The organism is Hamadaea sp. NPDC051192, assembly GCF_040682475.1.
GTDB classification, from domain to species: domain Bacteria; phylum Actinomycetota; class Actinomycetes; order Mycobacteriales; family Micromonosporaceae; genus Hamadaea; species Hamadaea flava.
Window position 1 is genome coordinate 1 of record NZ_JBFBAZ010000073.1, and the last position, 18,065, is coordinate 18,065.

Consider the following 18,065-nt stretch of genomic DNA (forward strand, 5'->3'; position numbering starts at 1 on the left):
CGATCTGAATCTTGGCGCATGATTCGACTTGGAACCCTGATCCAGCGCCAAAGCGGTCCGGCCGCGAGGCGGTCCGGCGGCGAGGCGGTCCGGCGGCGAGGCGGTCCGGCCGCGCGGCGGTCCGGCCGCGCGGCGGTCCGGCCGTGAAGCCGGGTCAGGCGAGGTCGAAGCGGTCGAGTTCCATGACCTTCGTCCAGGCCGCCACGAAGTCGCGGACGAACTTCTCGCGCGCGTCCTCGCTGGCGTACACCTCGGCGAGCGCCCGCAGCTGCGAGTTGGAGCCGAAGATCAGGTCGACCGCGGTGGCGGTCCATTTCACCTGGCCGGTGCCCACGTCCTGGATCTCGTAGACCTGGTCGTCGGAGGCCGACGCCTGCCACTTCGTCCCCGGCGAGAGCAGGTTGACGAAGAAGTCGTTGGTGAGCACGCCGGGCCGGTCGGTCAGGACGCCGTGCGTGCTGCCGCCGACGTTGTTCCCGAGCGCGCGCAGGCCGCCGACGAGGACGGTCATCTCGGGCGCGGTCAGGCCGAGCATGAAGGCCCGGTCGATCAGCAGCACCTCGGGCATGGTCTTCTCGCCCGGCCGCAGGTAGTTGCGGAATCCGTCGGCCCGCGGTTCGAGGACCGAGAACGACTCGACGTCGGTCTGCTCCTGCGTCGCGTCGGTACGCCCCGGCCGGAACGGCACGGTCACCGGAACTCCGGCGTCCTTGGCGGCCTTCTCGACAGCCGCCGTACCGGCCAGCACGATCAGGTCGGCGAGCGAGATCCGCACGCCGCCCGCCTGGTTGAACTCCTGCTGGATGCCCTCCAGAGTGGACAGGACGGTCGCCAGCTGGGCCGGCTGGTTGACCTCCCAGCCGCGCTGCGGGTCGAGGCGGAGCCGGCCGCCGTTGGCGCCGCCGCGCTTGTCGGTGGACCGGAAGCTCGCGGCGGCTGCCCACGCGGTCGAGATCAGCTGCGCTGTGGACAGCCCGGACTCCAGCACCTTCGCCTTCAGAGCGGTGATGTCGGCGTCGCCGACGAGCTGCTGGTCGGCCGCCGGCACCGGGTCCTGCCACAGCTGCGCCTCGGCCACCCACGGTCCGAGGAAGCGGCTGACCGGCCCCATGTCCCGGTGCAGCAGCTTGTACCAGGCCTTGGCGAAGGCCAGCGCGAACTCGTCGGGGTTCGCGAGGAACCGGCGGGAGATCTGCTCGTACGCCGGGTCGTAGCGCAGCGACAGGTCGGTGGTGAGCATCGTCGGCAGGTGCTTCTTCGCCGGGTCGTACGCGTCGGGAACGATCGCGTCGGTGGTCTTGGCCACCCACTGCTTGGCCCCGCCGGGACTCGTGGACGGCTCCCACTCGTACCCGAAGAGGATCTCGAAGAACCGGTTGCTCCACTGCGTCGGCCGGTCCGACCAGGTCACCTCCAGCCCGCTGGTGATCGTGTCGGCGCCTTTGCCCGTGCCGTTGGTGCTCAGCCAGCCGAGTCCCTGCGCCGTCAGTGGAGCGGCTTCGGGCTCCGGGCCGACGTGGTCGGCCGCGACCCCGGCGCCGTGCGTCTTGCCGAAGGTGTGCCCGCCGGCGATGAGCGCGACGGTCTCCTCGTCGTTCATCGCCATGCGGCGGAACGTCTCGCGGATGAACGGCGCGGCCGCGGCCGGGTCCCCGTTGCCCTGCGGGCCTTCGGGATTGACGTAGATGAGGCCCATCTCGGTCGCGCCGACTCCGCCGATCATCTCCTTCTCGGAGACGTAGCGCTCGTCGCCCAGCCAGGCGTCCTCAGGTCCCCAGAAGATCTCCTCGGGCTCCCAGACGTCCTCGCGGCCGAAGCCGAAGCCGAACGTCTGGAAGCCCATCGACTCCAGGGCGACGTTGCCCGCGAGCACGAGCAGGTCGGCCCAGGAGATCTGCTGGCCGTACTTCTGCTTGACCGGCCACAGCAGCCGCCGGGCCTTGTCGAGGTTGGCGTTGTCCGGCCAGCTGTTGAGCGGGGCGAACCGCTGGCCGCCCTCGCCCGCGCCGCCGCGCCCGTCCTGGATGCGGTAGGTGCCCGCAGCGTGCCAGCTCATCCGGATCATGAGGCCGCCGTAGTGGCCGAAGTCGGCCGGCCACCAGTCCTGCGAGGTGGTGAGGACCGCGGTGATGTCCCGCTTGAGCGCCTCGACGTCGAGCTTGGCGAACTCCTGGGCGTAGCTGAAGTCCGTCCCCAGCGGGTTGCTCTTGGACGAGTTGGCGTGCAGCACCGAGAGGTCGAGCTGGTTGGGCCACCAGTCCCGGTTGGTACGCGGACGGCCGCCGGTCTTCGGCGTAGGCGAGTCGATGGCCGGGTTCTCGCTCTCGCTGCCGTGGGTGTCGCTCATTGCTTCCTCCGAGGTGGCGGATCACCGCATGAAACGGATTTAACTGGAACAAGTCAACTTAACGCACAAAGTCTACCGGTGAGGCTTCCTCCACGACGGGTTTAAGCACCTTCCATTGGGGGATCGGGCGGCCGTCCCGCCGGAACCAGCTCTGGGCCGGGTCCTGCGGCCAGCCCTCGGGGGAGTCCTCCCAATCCTCCTGCCGCCCGTACACCGTCAGGTCGAGCAGTTGCAGCGCCGGCATCATCGCCTCGACCCCGCGCCCGTCGGTCTCGTAGGTCTGGAAGACCCGATCGCCCACCCGCAGGTAGCAGGTGATCCAGCCGTCGGAGATGCCGGGCGCGTCGACGCCGTGCACCGAATACCAGGGCGCCTGGTACCCCATGAACTCCCGGAACGGCGCGAACTCGGCGTACGGGCCCTGGCACCAGACGGCGAAGGTGACTCCGCGCGCCTCCAGATAGGTCGCGTCCTGGAAGTTCCACACGGTCGCGGTGCAGCCCCGGCACTGGTCCTCGAACGGCCGGCCGAGACTCCACATGTGCTTGCAGACGAGGAGCTGATCACGCCCCTCGAACATGTCCAGCACCCGGGTCGGCCCGCGTACGCCGGTCAGCTCGACGGTCCCGTCCACCTCGGTCATCGGCAGCCGTCGCCGGGCGGCCGCGAGCGCCGAACCGGCCCGGGTGTGCGCCTTCTCCCGGACGAGCAGCTCGGCGCGCTGTTCCAGCCAGATCTCGCGGTCGACGATCTCGGGCAGTGCGGTCATCGTTCCTCCTCAAGTGGGTCTGTCCCGAGTACTGACGACACACGACGGCAACCGTCATCGGACTGTCATGGATCGAGGTCGGCCGACCGCTACCGTGGAACGATGACCGGCTCCGGCGACTGGCTGACGGGCGCGTACGACGATCACCGCCGTGAGCTGCACGCGCACTGCTATCGCCTCGCGGGGAACGTGGCCGACGCGGACGACCTCGTGCAGGAGACGTTCCTGCGAGCGTGGAAGGCGCGGGACGCCTTCGAGGGTCGCGCGTCCGTCCGGACCTGGCTCTACCGGATCGCGACCAATGTGTTCCTCGACAGCCGCAAGGCGGCCGAGCGGCGTACGCAGCCGGCCGGTGACGCGCTGGAGTGGTGCACCGAGATCGGGCCGTATCCCGACACCCTGCTCGACGGCGATCCGCAGGCGGATCAGGCCGGTGCCGAGATCGTCGAGCTGGCCCTCATCGCCGCCCTCATGCATCTGCCGCCTCGGCAGCGGGCCGCTTTCGTCCTCCGGGACGTGTCGGGCTGGACCCCGGCCGAGATCGCCGAGGCGCTGGAGGTCGAGGTCCCGGCCGCGAACAGTCTCGTTCAGCGGGCCCGCGAGACCGTACGCCGCCACGCCCCAGCCGACCCGGCGGACTGGCGGCGGCCGCACCTGACCGAGGCGGACAAGGAGATCCTGAGCCGCTACCTCAGCACGACCGATCCGGACGAGATGCGGGAACTCCTCGCCGCCGACGTACGCCTCACGATGCCGCCGGACGAGCCGGTGATCGGGCGCGACGCGGTGGCGGCCTTCCTCACCCGGCCGCTCGATTGGCGGACGTTCCCCGTCGCGGCGAACGGCCGGGCGGCGGCGGCGAACTATCTGTGCCAACCGGGTCGATCGCGGTACGACGCGCTGGTCGTCGACGTCCTCCGCATCGTGGACGGGCGGATCGCCGAGGTCAACGCGTTCGTCGGCGGCCGCCACGTGACCACGTTCGGCCTACCTCGCCTGCTGGACTAGCCGCTGTCGGCGGTTCGCCCGCCGGCCGTCGCCTGCCCGCTGATGATCGACAGGTCTGCGTCCGGCGGTTAGTCTGATTACGGCCAGGGCCGTAATGGCGATCACGTGCACAGATCACCTGCGGCCAGCTCCGTACGGCAGATATCGGAAAAGCCCTCAACCCGAGCCGACGGCATGTGCCGCCGGCCCTACCGGCAGGAAGCAGGCACCCTCATGTCCCTCGTTCGCCGGTTCACCGCCTTCGCGGCGGTGGCAGCGACAGCCCTCACCCTCGGCGGCCCGCCGGCCGCGCAAGCCAGTCCCACCAGCACGGTCACGGCCGCGGCGGCGGTCACCGTCGACTCCCTCGGCATCCCGCTGCGCGACGTGCTGATGATCGGCGGCATCGTCGCGCCCGGTCCGGACGGACGGCCGGTCCTCTGGTCGGCCGTCTCCGGGGAACCGGCCCATCTCGCCGCGATCGACCCGGCCACCGGAACCACGGTGTCCGTGCAGGAACTGACCGGGGCACCCGGCTCGTACGCGGTCGCGGCCGCCCCTGACGGCACGATCTACGTCGGCGCGTACGGCACGGGCGACCTCTACCGGCGCAAGCCGGGCAAGAACAGCCCCATCGAGAACCTCGGCCGCCCGTTGCCGTCCGAGTCATACATCTGGCGGCTGTCGGTGGACTCGGCCGGAATCGTCTACGGCGGCACCTATCCCGGGGCTCGCGTGTTCGCGTACAACCCGGCGACCGGCGCCACCCGCGACTACGGCCAGGTGCTGCCGGGCGTGCAGTACGCCCGCAGCCTCGCGGTCGCGGACGGCAAGATCTACGCCGGTACGCAGCCGGACGCCCATCTGTTCGAGATCGACGCCGTCACCGGTACGCGCCGGGAGCTGCCGTTGCCGGACGGGCTCGCCAGTGGCACCGGTCTGACGGTCTACGACCTCAACGCGTACGACGGCCGGGTGTACGCCCGGTACGGCTCGGCCATCAACGGCCAGCTGGGCGTCTATGACACCCGGGCCGGTCGCTGGACCGATCTGATCCCGGACGTCGCCGGGCTCGACGTGTCCGAGCCGGGTCCGAAGGGGATGGTCTACCTCACCCGCGCCGGTCACCTGACCGGATACCAGCCGGCGACCCGCAAGTTCGTCGACACCGGGCTGTCGTTCGCCGGGCGCGTGGTCAACAACCGCGGCATCGGCTGGGTGACGCTGGCCGACCGCGACTGGCCGGGGCGTACGCTCGTCGGCCTGCTCTGGCGCGGCGAGATGTTCCGGTACAACCCCGTAACCGGCCGGTCGGACGTCGTGCGGACCGACGTCCCGGGCGAGCCGATCCCGCTCGCCGCGCTGAGCGCGGGAGCCTCCGGCACCGTGTACGCCGGCGGCTACCTCAACGGCGGGCTCGCCAAGATCGACCCGGACACCGGCAAGGCCGACTTCCAGCGGTTCTCCCAGGTGGAGAGCGTCCTGGAAGTCGGCGACCAGGTGTACCTGGGGGCGTACCCGGATTCGCGGCTCTACCGCTACGACCTCGGCAAGGCGTGGAGCAGCTCCGAGTACTCGCCCGGTCCGGCCGGGACGCCGGAGAACCCGGTGAAGCTCCTCGACCTCAAGTCCTACGACCAGGTACGCGCCCGGGCGCTGACCGACGCGGGGGACAAGGTGGCGTACGGGACGATGCCGAACACCACGCTCGGCGGGGTGCTGGCCATCGTGGACAAGGCGACCGGTGCCTCCACAGTGCACCGTCCGGTCGTGACGGACTCCTCGATCGTCAGTCTCGCGTACCAGTCGGGTCTGATCTTGGGTGGCACGTCGAAGGACGGCGGCTACAGCGTGCCGCCGCCCACCCAGACCGAGGCGCGGCTGTTCGGCTGGGACGTCGCCAGTGACAGCAAGGCGTTCGAGTTCATCCCGGTGCCCGGCGCGACCGCGATTCCGGCGCTGGCCCTGGACGGCGCGGGACGGCTGTGGGGTCTGGCCGGCGGGCAGTTGTTCGCCGTCGACGTCGCCTCGCGGACGGTCGTGCAGCGCATCCAGCTCGCGCCCGGCGTGGCCGACAGCCGGGGCCGCCTCGGCTACGACGCCACCCGCAACGTGATGTACGCACTGGTCAACGGCCACCTGCTGTTCCAGGTCGACCTGGCCACCGGTACGCCGACCCAGCTGCTCGACCGCTCGGCGGAGTTCCTGGCCGTGCACCCGGACGGGCGGCTGTTCCTCGGCGACGGCCCCGAGGTCTTCCGGGTCACCGTCAGCTAGTTGAAGCCGGCTAGCCGAAGGGCGCTGGATCAGGGATCCGAGTCGAATCTTCCCCCAAGATTCGACCGAGATCCCTGATCCAGCGCCCAAAGGGAAGCGCCCCAGGGAGGGCGCGGCGTAGAGGTCAGAGCTGGATGCGGACGAGGTTGCGGCCCCGCAGCGCGTACAGCGCGGACCCGTCGGGCGAGGCGGTCAGCAGCGCGGATCCGCCGTACCACTGGGCGTTGAGCCCGGCGACGAAGGTGGTCGCCGTCATCGTGGCCGGGTCGAACCGCCAGACATCCTTGCCACTGGTGCCGTAGAAGACACCACCGACCTGGACCATGCGCCCTTGGCCGGACGCCACCGTGGTGGTCGCGACGACGGTCCGCCGCGCCGGGTCGACGGCGAACAGCACGCCGGTCTCGGTGAGCCCGAAGACCCGGTTGCCGGTGGCGATCAGGCTCACGATCTGGGTGGCGCCGGGCACGGGGACGATGTCCCAGGTCTTGGTCCGGGTGGCTAGGTCGAATCCGGCCAGGTGCGCCTCCGTCGTACGCGGTGTGGTGCCGAAGCCGTTGTTGATGCTCCCGCCGAGGTACGCCGTGCCGTGCTTGACCGTGACCGATCGCACCGACTGGTCGGTGAGCACATCCCGGTACGCGTCCAGCGCGCCGGTCCGCGGATCGTAGAGCGCCACCGCGCCGCCGTAGCGGCCGTATTCCGGTTCGGTGCCGACGACGAGGAGCTTGTCGGAGGGGGAGTAGACGGCGTCGAGCGGGCGGGTCTGATCGTGCCCGATCGCGGCGACCCGCGCCGGATCACCTTCCGGAGCCATCTCGAACAGGTACGCCAAGGTGTACACCGACATCCAGATGTCGCCGCCGATGGGCGTCATCGCCTTGGCCTCACCGGGCAGGAAACGCCGCTCGGAGGTGCCGGCGACGAGGTCGTGCACCTGGACGCCCGCCTTGCCGGAGACGTAGACGCGCGGGCCGTCGGTGGCGATCGCCATGGCCAGCTCCGGCGCGGGCGGCATGCCGGCCTGGGTCAGGTCGACCCCGCTCAGCTCGCCGGTGGTCAGGTCGTAGGTGACGACGGTGTTCGTGACGACGCCGCGCAGCTTGTCGCCGGTGACGAAGATCCGGCCGAACGCCGCCCCGTCGTAGGGGATCGCCAGGGTGCTGAGTTCGCCGGTGTCGCGGTCGTACTTCCGCAGCGTGCCGGACGGTCGGGTGCCGAAGTAGACGTCGTTGCGCGCCGAGTCGACGGCGATCGCGGTGACGTAGTTGTCCGCGGTCTGCACGACCTCGTACCGCGTCGGGTCGGCGGTGTCGATCAGCAGCATCGTCCCGGTCGCCGAGAGCCCGGCGGCGAGGATGCCGTTCTCCAGCGCCAGCGTGGCGACGAACGTGCGGTCGGCGTACGCGGCCGGCAGGATCTCCCGCTTCGCCCCGGTCACCCGGTCGATGGCGATGAGGTGGGCGTGCGAGCCGACGCCGGCGTAGATCGTCGTGGCGTCCACCGCGATGCTGCGGACGTACTGCTCGCCCGCCACCGCCGCGCCGTAGTCCCGCAGTTTGCCGGTCGCCGGGTCGTATTCCACGACGCGGCCGCTCGGATAGGTGCCGCCGTACAGCTTGCCGTCCGGCGACGCGGCCAGCGCCCAGATGAACGAGTCGGGCGCGACGCTGGCGACCTTGGTCACCGTGGTCGAGGTGGTGTCGATCCGGTAGAGGTCACCGGGGGTGTAGGTGCCGACGTACAGATCCGTGCCGACGGCGGCGGTCGCCCACGCGCCACCCCCGGTCGGCAGCTCGTAGCGCCGGTCGACCGTCTGCTTGTCGAGGCTGTACGCGCCGACGATGGTCGGCGAGACGCCGCCGGTGGCGGTGTAGACGGTGCCGTCGATCAGTTCGGCCCCGTTGACCGAGGTGACCTCGGAGGCGGGACCCAGATCGGTCACCGTCCCGGGCGGAGCGGTAGTGGCCGTCGGCTCCACCGCGCCGGCGGGTACGGCCATCGCGAAGGTGGCCAGGGTGAGCGAAGTCAGAATCAGGGGCAGGGTTCGGCGTCGCAACGGTTCCTCCGATACGGTGAGTTCAATTTCGGCCTGATCCGTAATGAGGATCTAGCTCACCACATTCGGGAAGCTACGTCGAGTGGTGGAGTTTCGGACGGACCCGTAATAGAGTCGGCGAAACCCCTTGCCCGATCGGAGGCCTCATGACCGGCCGTATCGTCCGAAGTGGATTAGCCCTCGCCCTCGCCGCCGCAACGATCACCGCCCCAGCCGCAGCCGACGCCGCGGCGACCGGTACGACCGCGGGAACCGTCACCGACTTCGGGGTGCAGCAGACCGCCCTGACCGTGTTCGAGTCCTACTACGGCACCGCCGGCGACCGTGCGGTGGCGTACGGCGTCCAAATGGGATCGCCCGGCGTGCTCAGCGTCGTCGACCCCGTCACCCGGGAACTGGTCGACACCGCGTACCTGCCCGACTCGTCCGGCGCGTGGGGGATCACCCAGGCGACCGACGGCACCGTGTACGCAGGCAGCTACCCCAACGCCCACGTCTACGCGTACGACCCGCTGACCAGGACCACGACCGACCTCGGCGCGCCGGTGCCGGACCAGACCGTCCTCTACGGACTGCGGCCGGGCGCGGACGGCCGGATCTACGGTGGCACCTACCCTGGCGCGCACGTCTTCTCGTACTCGCCGTCCGAAGGGTTCCGCGACTACGGCGCGATGTTCCCCGGCGAGCAGTACGCCGTCGACGTGGCCGTCGACCCAGTCCGCAACGTGCTGTGGGCGGCCATCGGCAGCCACGGGCACCTCGTGCGGCTGGACCTGACCACGGGGGAGAAGCGCGACATCCTCCCGGCGGCCTTGCGCGGCGACGCCAGCTACCCCTACGACATCAACCTGGCCGGGGGACGGCTGTTCGTCAAGCGCAGCAAGCTGGAGGCGCTGGTGCTCGACCCCGACACCGGTGTGGTCGTGGCCGACGGTTTCGTGATCAGCTCGCGCGGCACCTCGCCGCTGGCTCCGGACGGCCGCTCGGTCTACTTCACCTCGACGTCGAACCAGCTCTGGCGGTACGACGTCCAGACCGACGCCTCTGGTCCGGTCACCGGGGCCAACGGATCGCCCGTGGCCGCCGGTGGCGCCGGGATCGGCTTCGGCTTCCTCGGCGACCGGCTGTACGCCACCATCGGCAACTACGCCGGGCAGGCCTTCTCCTACGACCCGGCGACCAAGTCGAGTGAGCAGTACCGGCTGCCGTTCCCGCCGCAGGCGCTGGACATCAACAGCATCAGCGCCGGGCCGGACGGCCGGATCTACACCAACCTCTACATCAACGGGAACCTGTCCGTCCTCGACCCGGCCACCGGTACGCCCACCAACCTCGGGCGGCTCGGCCAGGCCGACGGCTTCGGCTGGCTGAACGGCAAGATGTACCAGGGCGTCTACCCCTACGGCGGCGTGCTGGAATACGACCCCGCGAAGGCGTACGTCTTCGGGACCAATCCGCGCGAGCTGTTCCGGTTGCAGCCCGACGGGCAGAACCGGCCGCTGGCGTTCGCCTCGAACGGTTCGAAGGTCTACATCGGCAGTACCCCCGACTACGGGCTCTGGGGTGGTGCGCTGACGGTCTACGACACCGCCACCGGCACGCGTACCACTAGGAAGGACATCGTCGCGGACCAGGGCGTGATCGCGTTGGCGGTGGCCGGCGACCGGCTGTGGGCCGGCACGACGATCGGCGGTGGCGGCGGCACGACGCCCAAGGCGACCGAGGCCAAGGTCTTCACCGCGGACCTCGCGACGGGCGAGAAGCTCGCGGAGTTCACCCCGGTGCCCGGCGCGGACTCGATCTCGTCGATCGTGGCCGGGCCCGACGGCCTCATCTGGGGCCTCGCCGACGGCGAGCTGTTCATCCTCGACCCGGCGACCGGTGCGGTCGTGCACCGGCAGGACATCCCGGGCCGGGCCTCGGGCGTCCAGGACGAGCTGGTCGTCAACCCGGCCGACGAGCACGTCTACGCCTCGCTCGACGGCAACCTGCTGCAGATCGACCCGCTGTCGAAGCAGGTCCGGGTGCTGCGGGACGCCGAGACCTACCGGCTCACCCAGGACGCGCAGGGCGATCTGTGGTTCCGGAACGGGGTCAAGGCGGCCAACGGCGCCGTGCAGTACGGCTCCCACCTGCTGCGCTACGTGCCGGAACCGGACGGCTGCGTGGGCTCGGACCTCCGCGCCCACGTCACGATCGGCGGCATCGACTCCACTGTGGCCAACCGCTACGCGGGCGGCGGCTGCACCGTCAACGACCTCATCCGCGACGAGGCGGACTGGCCGGGCCACGGCGCGTTCGTCGCGCACGTCGCCCAGGTCACCGAGGATTTGGTACGCACAAAGGTGCTGACCGGGTCCGAGAAGGACGCCATCGTGTCCGCCGCCGCCAGGTCGGACGTGGGCCGGTAGCAGACGACGCAGTCACGCGAAGGGCGCCCGGACCATCGGGCGCCCTTCGTGAGTGAGGTGGATCAGGTCGAACAGGACGCGGTCGGCGTGGTGTTGTTGCCGTTCTTGTAGAGGGTGATGCCGAAGTTGTTGCCGGCGCCGTTGGGCCGGGCGGTGAGCGTACCGGTGCTGCCGGAGACGCTGGCGTTCCAGCTGTTCTGCAGGCTCTGGCCGCCGTTCAGCCGGATGGTGACCGTCCAGGCCGAGCTGCCGCTGACGGCGAAGGTCACGTTGAACCGGTCGGACCACTCGGTCGAGCGGGTGGTGGTGACGGTGCAACCGCCCGTTCCCCCGCCCCCACCGCCCCCACCGCCGGAACCCTCGCTGACGGTGATGTTGGAGCTGCCGCTGCTCTGGTATCCCTCGGTCGCCAGGATCTGGTAGTCGAAGGAGCCGAGGTTCATGCCCTTGCTCGCCCACGCGTCGAAGTGCGTGCCGGCGCTGATGGTGCCGCCGGTACGCTTCTGCTGCCGGACGCTCCAGTACTGGTAGAAGGTCGCGGTGCCCTCGATGGAGGGCTGGTTGACGCGCTGGGTGCGGTAGATGTCATAGGTGCCGCCGTCGCTGGTCACCGTGCCCATGAAAGTGCCGGTCGGCCGATAGGTGCCCCAGTTGTCGACGATGTAGTACTCGATCAGCGGGTTACGCGTCCAGCCGTAGAGGGTCAGGTACGCGTTGCCGGACGGGTTGAAGCTGCCGGAGTAATTGACGGTCCGGCGGGCGCCCGGCTTCCACCCCTTTCCGGCGACGAAGTTGTTGATCCCGCTCCACTGGGTGCTGTACTGGCCGCCGGCCCCCATGGTCATCGAGACGTTGCCGCTGTCCTTCCAGAACGAGAAGAAGTAGCCGTTGTTGGTGCCGGTCTGGTTCGAGGTGACGGTCGTGTCGGCGTACGCCGGGCTCGGCAGCGCGCCGGTGACGGCGGTCGCCAGAGCGAGTGCTACCCCGAGTAGCAGTCTGCTGCGCATGTGATCCCACCTATCTGTTCGACGATTGTCGATAGATGCATGGTGAGCATCGACTGGAGATATGTCAATAAGTTACCGGGAATTTTCGGCCGCGAAATCGCTCTGTGTCAAGCCATCCATCGCTGCCGTGAACCGACGTCGGGTGCTTGGCTGATGATGTCTGGCACCGAAAGATTCCGGAAATCATGAATCCATTGTTGATGTTGTTTGGCGCAGGCGGGCATTGGGGTAGGTGGGGCCGCATGCGGCGGACCGGGGTGATCGGCGAGGTGGACTCCGTCGGCGCGCACGACCACGTCTGCTTCGTCTACACCGAGCGAGCCGAGTGGCGCGCCGCGGCGAGGTCGTTCGCGGTCTCCGGCCTGGCCGCCGATCAGCGCGTACTGATGGTGGCCGACCCGGAAGAGGACTGCTGGTGGGAGACCGACGACATCCTCGGCGCCGCCTTACGCAGCGGCCGCGCCGAGCTGCTGCACCGGAAGACGGCGTACGCCGACGACCTGGCCGACCCGTCGGACCAGGTCGACGTCTATCGCGACGCGACCGATCGGGCGATCCGCGACGGGTTCCGGGGTCTCCGCGCGTTCGCCGATGCGACCGGCCTCGCCGGGCCGCCCCCGGCGATGGATCGGCTGATCCGGTACGAGCACCTCGTCGACGGGTACATGGACGGCCACCCGTTCCGGGGCATGTGCGGCTATGACCGGGCGGCGATCGCGCCCGCCGACCTGCGCCGGCTGGCGTGCCGGCACCCCAGTTCGAGCCCCGGTTATGCTCCGTTTCGGGTGTACGCCGAGTCCGGCGGCCTGCGGCTGGCCGGCGACATCGACTACGACAACGTCGAGTTGCTGACGGAGGTGCTGCGGTCGATGGGGTTGCCGGCCACGGGATCGGCGGTGGAGTTGGACGGCGCCGGTCTGGACTTCGTCCACCACGCCGGGCTGGTGGCGCTGGCCCGGCTGGCCCAGGAGTCGGGCGGCCGGATCGTGGTGCGGGGCGGCCCGGCCGTGGTCAAGCGCCTGGCCGACATGTTGAGTCTGAACGACGCCGGGTTGGAGGTGATCGCGTGAGGACCGGAGCGGCTGCCGGGCACGCCGGTTACTTCCACGAGGCCGCCGTCTACTCCTCGGAACGGGAGCTGCTCGACATCGCGGTGCCGTTCCTGCTCGGCGGGGTGGCAGCGGGCGAGCCGACACTGGTCGCCCTCGGCGGTCCGCACGCCGACCTGATCCGGCGCGCCACCGCCGACGATCCCGGCATCATCTACCTGGCCGGCGGCGACATGTACGCCCGCCCCGCCGGGGCCATCGCCGAATACCGCAAGCTCCTGGCCCGGCTCGTCGCCGAGGGGGCGCAGCAGATCCGGATCATCGGCGAGCTGGCCGCCACGGCGTTCGGCGCGACCTGGGACTGGTGGGCGCGCTACGAATCGGCGATCAACCACGCGTACGACGAGTTCCCGCTGTGGAGCATGTGCGCGTACGAGACGGCGACGACGCCGCCCGGCGTGATGGCCGACGTCCTGCGTACGCATCCCCGGACGGCCGGGCCGAACGGGGAGCACACCCCGAACGAGACCTACCAGGATCCGGTGAGCTATCTCGGCGAGCCCCAGCCCGCCCCGGCCGACCCGCTGCTGCGGCAGGCCCCGGCGTGGACCCTGGTCGACCCGACGCCGGCCGCCGTCCGGCAGGCGGTGCGCAGCGCCGCCCCGGCCACGCTGACCTCGGCGGGCGCCGATCTCGGTGGGTTCATGGTCGCCGTCAGCGAGGGCGTCACCAACGCGCTCCGGCATGGCCGCGGGCCGATCCGCGTACGCTTGTGGATCTCGTCACACCGGATGGTGCTCGCCGTCACCGATCAAGGCGCCGGGCCGAAGGATCCGTTCGCCGGGCTACTGCCGTTGGCCGAGGCCGATCCGGGCGGACTTGGCCTGTGGCTGAGCCACCAGCTCTGCGACCACGTCAGCATGCATCGGGACGCGACCGGCTTCACGATCCGGCTGACCGCGGGCGACCCGGACGCAGATCGTTGATAACACAACCGTTTCGGTAAGGTTGACATGCAGACACGTCGATGATCCTATGTGTCCTTACGTTGGCCGGGGTAACCGCCCGGATTGACGGAAGGACGCTCGGTGAAGAGGCACACCTCACCTGAACTGCCCGGCGAAGGCGACACCGACTACGCGCGCTACATGCGGCTCGACACCTTACTCAGCCTGCAACGGCACCCCGACGACATGGTTCACCGGGACGAGTTGCTCTTCCAAGTAGTGCACCAGTCCAGCGAACTCTGGCTCAAACTCGCGGTCGCCGAGATCGACGAGGCGGCCGTCCTGGTCGGCAAGGACGATCTGCCCGGCGCGGAGCTGCTGCTGGGCCGGGCGTCGCTGGCCATCCGGCTGGTGACCGATCAGCTCGACATGTTCCGATATCTCAAGCCGGCCGACTTCGAGGCGATGAAACCGGCTTTGGGCAACGGCTCGGGCGCGGAATCGCCCGGCTGGCGCGACGCGCAGAAGGCCAGCCGCCGATTGGGCCAGGCCTTCCAGGCCCACCTCCGCGAACGCGAGATCGATCCCGCGACGCTGTATCCGGGGGTCGCCACCGATTCGGCGTACCGGCTGGCCGAGGCCATGATCGAGTGGGACGAGCAGGTCGCACTGTGGCGCGTACGCCACTACACGATCGCGATCCGCATCGGCGGGCACGGGATGATCGGCACCCCGAACAGCCCGGCCGACTGGCTGGCCAAGTTGATCGACTACCGCTTCTTCCCCGAACTCTGGCAGCTGCGGGTGCTGGGCGGCCACGCGGGTGCGTGAGCTGGCGTCGTGGCTGTCCGGCGACCGCCGGCCGGACAGGTTCCCCTATGACGCCGTCGTGGCGGAGTTCCAGCGAACCGGTAAGCACTTCGTGGCCAAAGACCTGCTGGTGCTGCTCGACCAGGCCCGGCGTACCGCGGTGGCCCCGGTCGGCGCGCAGGCGGCCGATCGCTTCCTGCGTGACTTCCTCGACGTGACGCTCGACAAGTACGACGGGCGCTACGACTACCAGACCTATCTGGCGCTCAGCCTGATCCGGCTGCCGGACGACCCGGCGACCGTACGCCGTCGGCATGACGAGCTGACGGTGCAGCTGATCGCCGACGCGCTGCGGTTCGAACTCGCGGCCGCGTCGGGCGCCACCGAGCTGCTGCCCAAGCAGCGGCCCGCCCTGACGCTCCTGACCAAGCGGTACCGGCTGGGCGTCCGGGCGTTCGCCCCGGCGCTGAGCCGGCTGGGTCTGCTGACCACGGCCGCTCCCGACCCGGCCGCCACCGCGGCACAGCTGTGCGAGGTGGCGCTCACCCGGCAGGAGGCCACCGAACGCCGGGCGCTCGACGCGAGCATGCTGCCGGTCGACCAGGTGCACGACGAGTACCTGTTCATCCGGGTCCTGCAGGGCTACGAGACGACCTTCGCGGCGCTGGCCACCGAACTGGGCCAGGCCGTCGAGGACGTGACGACCGGGCAGGCCGACTCCGCGGCCGAGCGGCTCGCGTACGCCCGGCAGTTGCTGGACGGGGCGGCTCCGTTGTTCTCCCTGATGGCCACGGTGCAACCGGAGTCCTTCCGGACGTTCCGCGTCTACACCGAAGGTGCCAGCGCCATCCAATCCCGGTCGTACAAGCGGGTCGAGTCGCTGTGCCGGATGCCGGCCCAGCCCCGGCTCGACTCGACGGCGTACCGGTCGGTGCCGGAGGTGCGGGACACGGTGCTCGCCGGTCAGCCGTCGCTGGCCGAGGCGTACGGGTCGGCCGAGCTGACCGCGGCACAGCGGGGCCTGCTCGACCGCCGGATGACCGAGTTCGGCACGACGTTGCTGCAATGGCGGCAGACGCACTACCGGATCGCTGTGCGAATGCTCGGTACGCGTCCCGGCACCGGCTACACCGAGGGCACCCCGTATCTGGCCGCCGTCCGGGACATCCCGGTCTTCACCCAGCCGGCCGAGCCCCAGCAGGAGGAATCCTCGTGAGTCATTCGCTGCGCCAGGAGTTCCCGCTGCTGGAGGGCTGCGTCTACGTCAACAGCAACTCGACGGGCGCGATCCCACGCGGGGCGCAGACGGTGCTGGAACGCTATTGGGACACCCTGCGAAGCTGGCGTGACGACGCCTGGCTCGGCTGGCACGAGGAGCTGGACGCGTACGTGTCCACTCTGGAGCGGTTCATCGGGGCCGCGCCGGGCAGCGTCGTCACCGACGCCAACCTCAGTACGCTGCTGTCCCGGGTCGCGTCGTGCTTCACCTTCCGGCCGAACCGGAACCGCGTGGTCATCACCGACCGCGAGTTCCCCACGATCCCGTTCGTCTGGCAGGCGCAGCAACGGCTCGGGGCCGAGGTCGACGTCGTCGGCGACGGCGGCCCCGTGATCGACCAGGCCGAGCTGGAACGACGGATCGATGAGCGTACCCTCATCGTCTGCGTGCCCCACGCGAGCTTCTCGTCGGGCGCGACGCTGGATCTGGCGAGTCTGATCCGCCGGGCCCGCGAGGTGGGCGCCCTGGTGATCGTCGACGCCTTCCAGAGCGTGGGCGTGATGCCGCTGGACGTGACCGCCCTGGGCGTGGACTTCGTGCTCGGCGGCTCGCACAAGTGGATGTGCGGCGTGGGCACCGCGTTCCTGTACGTGCGGCCGGAGCTGGCGGACGGGCTGGAGCCCACCGCGACCGGCTGGCAGGCGGGCGAACACGCGTTGTCGTTCCAGCCCGCGACCGCCTGGGCGCCCGGCGCGCAGCGCTTCGCGGGCGGTACCCCGTTCCCGCTCACGGCGCTCGTCTCGCGGGTCGGCCTGGACCTGCTGGCCGGCGTGGGCATCGAGGCGATCCGCGCCCATTCGCTGACCGCGACCGGCCGCATCCTGGAGCGGGCCGGGGCGGCCGGGATCCCGGCGGTCAGCCCGGCCGGGCCGGAGCGCGGCGGCGTGGTGTGCCTGGACGTCCCGGACGGCGAGGCGGTGAAGTACCGGCTGGCCAAGCGGAACCTGATCTGCAGCTGGCGCGGCTACCTGCGGATCGGCCCGCACATCTACAACACGCTGGACGAGATCGACGAGTTCATGGACGCCCTGGAACAGGAGTGGCACCGATGACGGAGATGTCCCCCCGAGCGCTGATGAGCCTGCTCTTCAACGGGGCCAAGGCGGTCGACGTCCTGGAGACGGCGCTGGAGCTGGGCCTGCTCGACGAGCTGGAACCCGGCCCGGTACGCCTGGCCGACCTCGCCGACCGGCACGGCCTCAAACCGTTGCGGCTGTACAAGTTCCTGGACTGTCTGGAGAGTCTGGGCATGCTGCGCCGTGAGGATCACGGCGACGACCTCGCCGACACCGAGTACCGGGCGGTGCCGGGGCTGCGGGACGCGGTGGTGGCGGCGCTCGGGCCGGACGCCATCGAACGGGATCGCGACACCTATCCGTGGCGGGTGCTCCATGGGCGGCTGGCCGACAGCCTGCGCGGCGAGGTCGGCATGACCGAGGACGACTTCGCCTGGCCGCCCCAGACCGACGAGCAGACGGCGTCGTTCGAGAGCAGCATGTCGCTCGGGCTCGGCCCGGTGCTGGAGGTGTTCCACCGGTACGCCGACCGTCTGTGGGACGGCCACGAGCGATTCCTCGACGTGGGCGGCGGCGCGGGGACGCTGGCCGCGAGCGTCGTCGCCGACGCGCACCACGTTCACGCCGACGTCTACAACCTGGCCGCCGTCGGCCCGCTCGTCGAGCAGACGCGTACGCGCTGTGCCGATCCGGCCCGGCTGGGCTTCGTCGCCGGGGACTTCTTCGCCGAGCCGCTGCCCGGCGGGTACGACACGATGGCGTTCGTCCGCGTCCTGCACGACTGGCCCACCGACGTGGCCCGGCGGCTCGTCGAATCGGCGTACGCGGCGTTGGAGCCGGGCGGCCAACTGGTGATCTGCGAGGAGTTCCGGACGCCCGACCGGCTGGCGATGCAGTTCTTCTGGTCGTACTTCCTGATCGGGGTGGACAGCTGCGTCAGCCGGCTCCGTGACGTGTCCTTCTACACCGAGCTGCTGGAGAAGACCGGGTTCGATCACGTCGAGGTGCTGCCGTCGGCCTGGGAACTGGTGGTGGCCCGGAAACCCGGATGACGATAAATAGTTCAAACAAGACAACTGCCCCCAGTCGGGTATTTGTCGACTCCAG

Annotated in this window: 13 protein-coding genes; 9 read left to right on the forward strand and 4 right to left on the reverse strand. The window is 70.1% G+C overall.

Annotated elements, in window-relative coordinates; all coding sequences use genetic code 11:
• Positions 1 to 154: 154 nt before the first annotated feature.
• On the reverse strand, positions 155 to 2,347 hold the full coding sequence (katG, locus tag AB0M47_RS26435; RefSeq protein ID WP_363418709.1) for a catalase/peroxidase HPI: 2,193 nt from the start codon (positions 2,345 to 2,347) through the stop codon (positions 155 to 157).
• A 58-nt stretch (positions 2,348 to 2,405) separates the two neighbouring features.
• Complete coding sequence (locus AB0M47_RS26440) at positions 2,406 to 3,116, reverse strand: DUF899 family protein (RefSeq protein WP_363418711.1); 711 nt, start codon at positions 3,114 to 3,116, stop codon at positions 2,406 to 2,408.
• 102 nt (positions 3,117 to 3,218) lie between these two features.
• On the opposite strand from AB0M47_RS26440, the gene AB0M47_RS26445 reads away from it, so the two are divergent.
• Entirely contained in the window at positions 3,219 to 4,124 is a 906-nt protein-coding gene (locus tag AB0M47_RS26445; protein ID WP_363418713.1) for an RNA polymerase subunit sigma-70, read from the forward strand.
• A 213-nt stretch (positions 4,125 to 4,337) separates the two neighbouring features.
• A complete protein-coding gene (locus AB0M47_RS26450; protein ID WP_363418715.1) occupies positions 4,338 to 6,380 on the forward strand; it encodes a hypothetical protein in 2,043 nt (680 codons plus the stop codon).
• Between the two features lie 124 nt (positions 6,381 to 6,504).
• On the opposite strand, the gene AB0M47_RS26455 is transcribed toward AB0M47_RS26450, so the two are convergent.
• Positions 6,505 to 8,439 (reverse strand): hypothetical protein, encoded by a 1,935-nt coding sequence (locus AB0M47_RS26455; protein ID WP_363418717.1) that lies wholly within the window; start codon positions 8,437 to 8,439, stop codon positions 6,505 to 6,507.
• Between the two features lie 146 nt (positions 8,440 to 8,585).
• Between AB0M47_RS26455 and AB0M47_RS26460 the strand changes: the two genes are divergently transcribed.
• Complete coding sequence (locus AB0M47_RS26460) at positions 8,586 to 10,850, forward strand: PQQ-binding-like beta-propeller repeat protein (RefSeq protein WP_363418719.1); 2,265 nt, start codon at positions 8,586 to 8,588, stop codon at positions 10,848 to 10,850.
• Between the two features lie 62 nt (positions 10,851 to 10,912).
• On the opposite strand, the gene AB0M47_RS26465 is transcribed toward AB0M47_RS26460, so the two are convergent.
• Positions 10,913 to 11,857, reverse strand: coding sequence for a glycoside hydrolase family 11 protein (locus AB0M47_RS26465; RefSeq protein WP_363418721.1), 945 nt, complete (start codon positions 11,855 to 11,857; stop codon positions 10,913 to 10,915).
• A 242-nt stretch (positions 11,858 to 12,099) separates the two neighbouring features.
• Here AB0M47_RS26465 and AB0M47_RS26470 point away from each other — a divergent pair, with 242 nt between their 5' ends.
• The 6 genes from AB0M47_RS26470 to AB0M47_RS26495 all read left to right on the forward strand — a co-directional run bounded on the left by AB0M47_RS26470 (position 12,100) and on the right by AB0M47_RS26495 (position 18,010).
• Entirely contained in the window at positions 12,100 to 12,927 is an 828-nt protein-coding gene (locus AB0M47_RS26470; RefSeq protein WP_363418723.1) for an MEDS domain-containing protein, read from the forward strand.
• On the forward strand, positions 12,924 to 13,892 hold the full coding sequence (locus tag AB0M47_RS26475; protein WP_363418725.1) for an anti-sigma factor RsbA family regulatory protein: 969 nt from the start codon (positions 12,924 to 12,926) through the stop codon (positions 13,890 to 13,892). The genes AB0M47_RS26470 and AB0M47_RS26475 overlap by 4 nt, the downstream gene beginning before the upstream one ends.
• A 102-nt stretch (positions 13,893 to 13,994) precedes the next feature.
• Positions 13,995 to 14,684, forward strand: coding sequence for a tryptophan 2,3-dioxygenase family protein (locus tag AB0M47_RS26480; protein ID WP_363418727.1), 690 nt, complete (start codon positions 13,995 to 13,997; stop codon positions 14,682 to 14,684).
• Entirely contained in the window at positions 14,677 to 15,879 is a 1,203-nt protein-coding gene (locus tag AB0M47_RS26485; RefSeq protein WP_363418728.1) for a hypothetical protein, read from the forward strand. The genes AB0M47_RS26480 and AB0M47_RS26485 overlap by 8 nt, the downstream gene beginning before the upstream one ends.
• Positions 15,876 to 16,994, forward strand: coding sequence for an aminotransferase class V-fold PLP-dependent enzyme (locus AB0M47_RS26490; RefSeq protein ID WP_363418730.1), 1,119 nt, complete (start codon positions 15,876 to 15,878; stop codon positions 16,992 to 16,994). The genes AB0M47_RS26485 and AB0M47_RS26490 overlap by 4 nt, the downstream gene beginning before the upstream one ends.
• Complete coding sequence (locus AB0M47_RS26495) at positions 16,991 to 18,010, forward strand: methyltransferase (RefSeq protein ID WP_363418732.1); 1,020 nt, start codon at positions 16,991 to 16,993, stop codon at positions 18,008 to 18,010. The genes AB0M47_RS26490 and AB0M47_RS26495 overlap by 4 nt, the downstream gene beginning before the upstream one ends.
• Positions 18,011 to 18,065 lie beyond the last annotated feature (55 nt).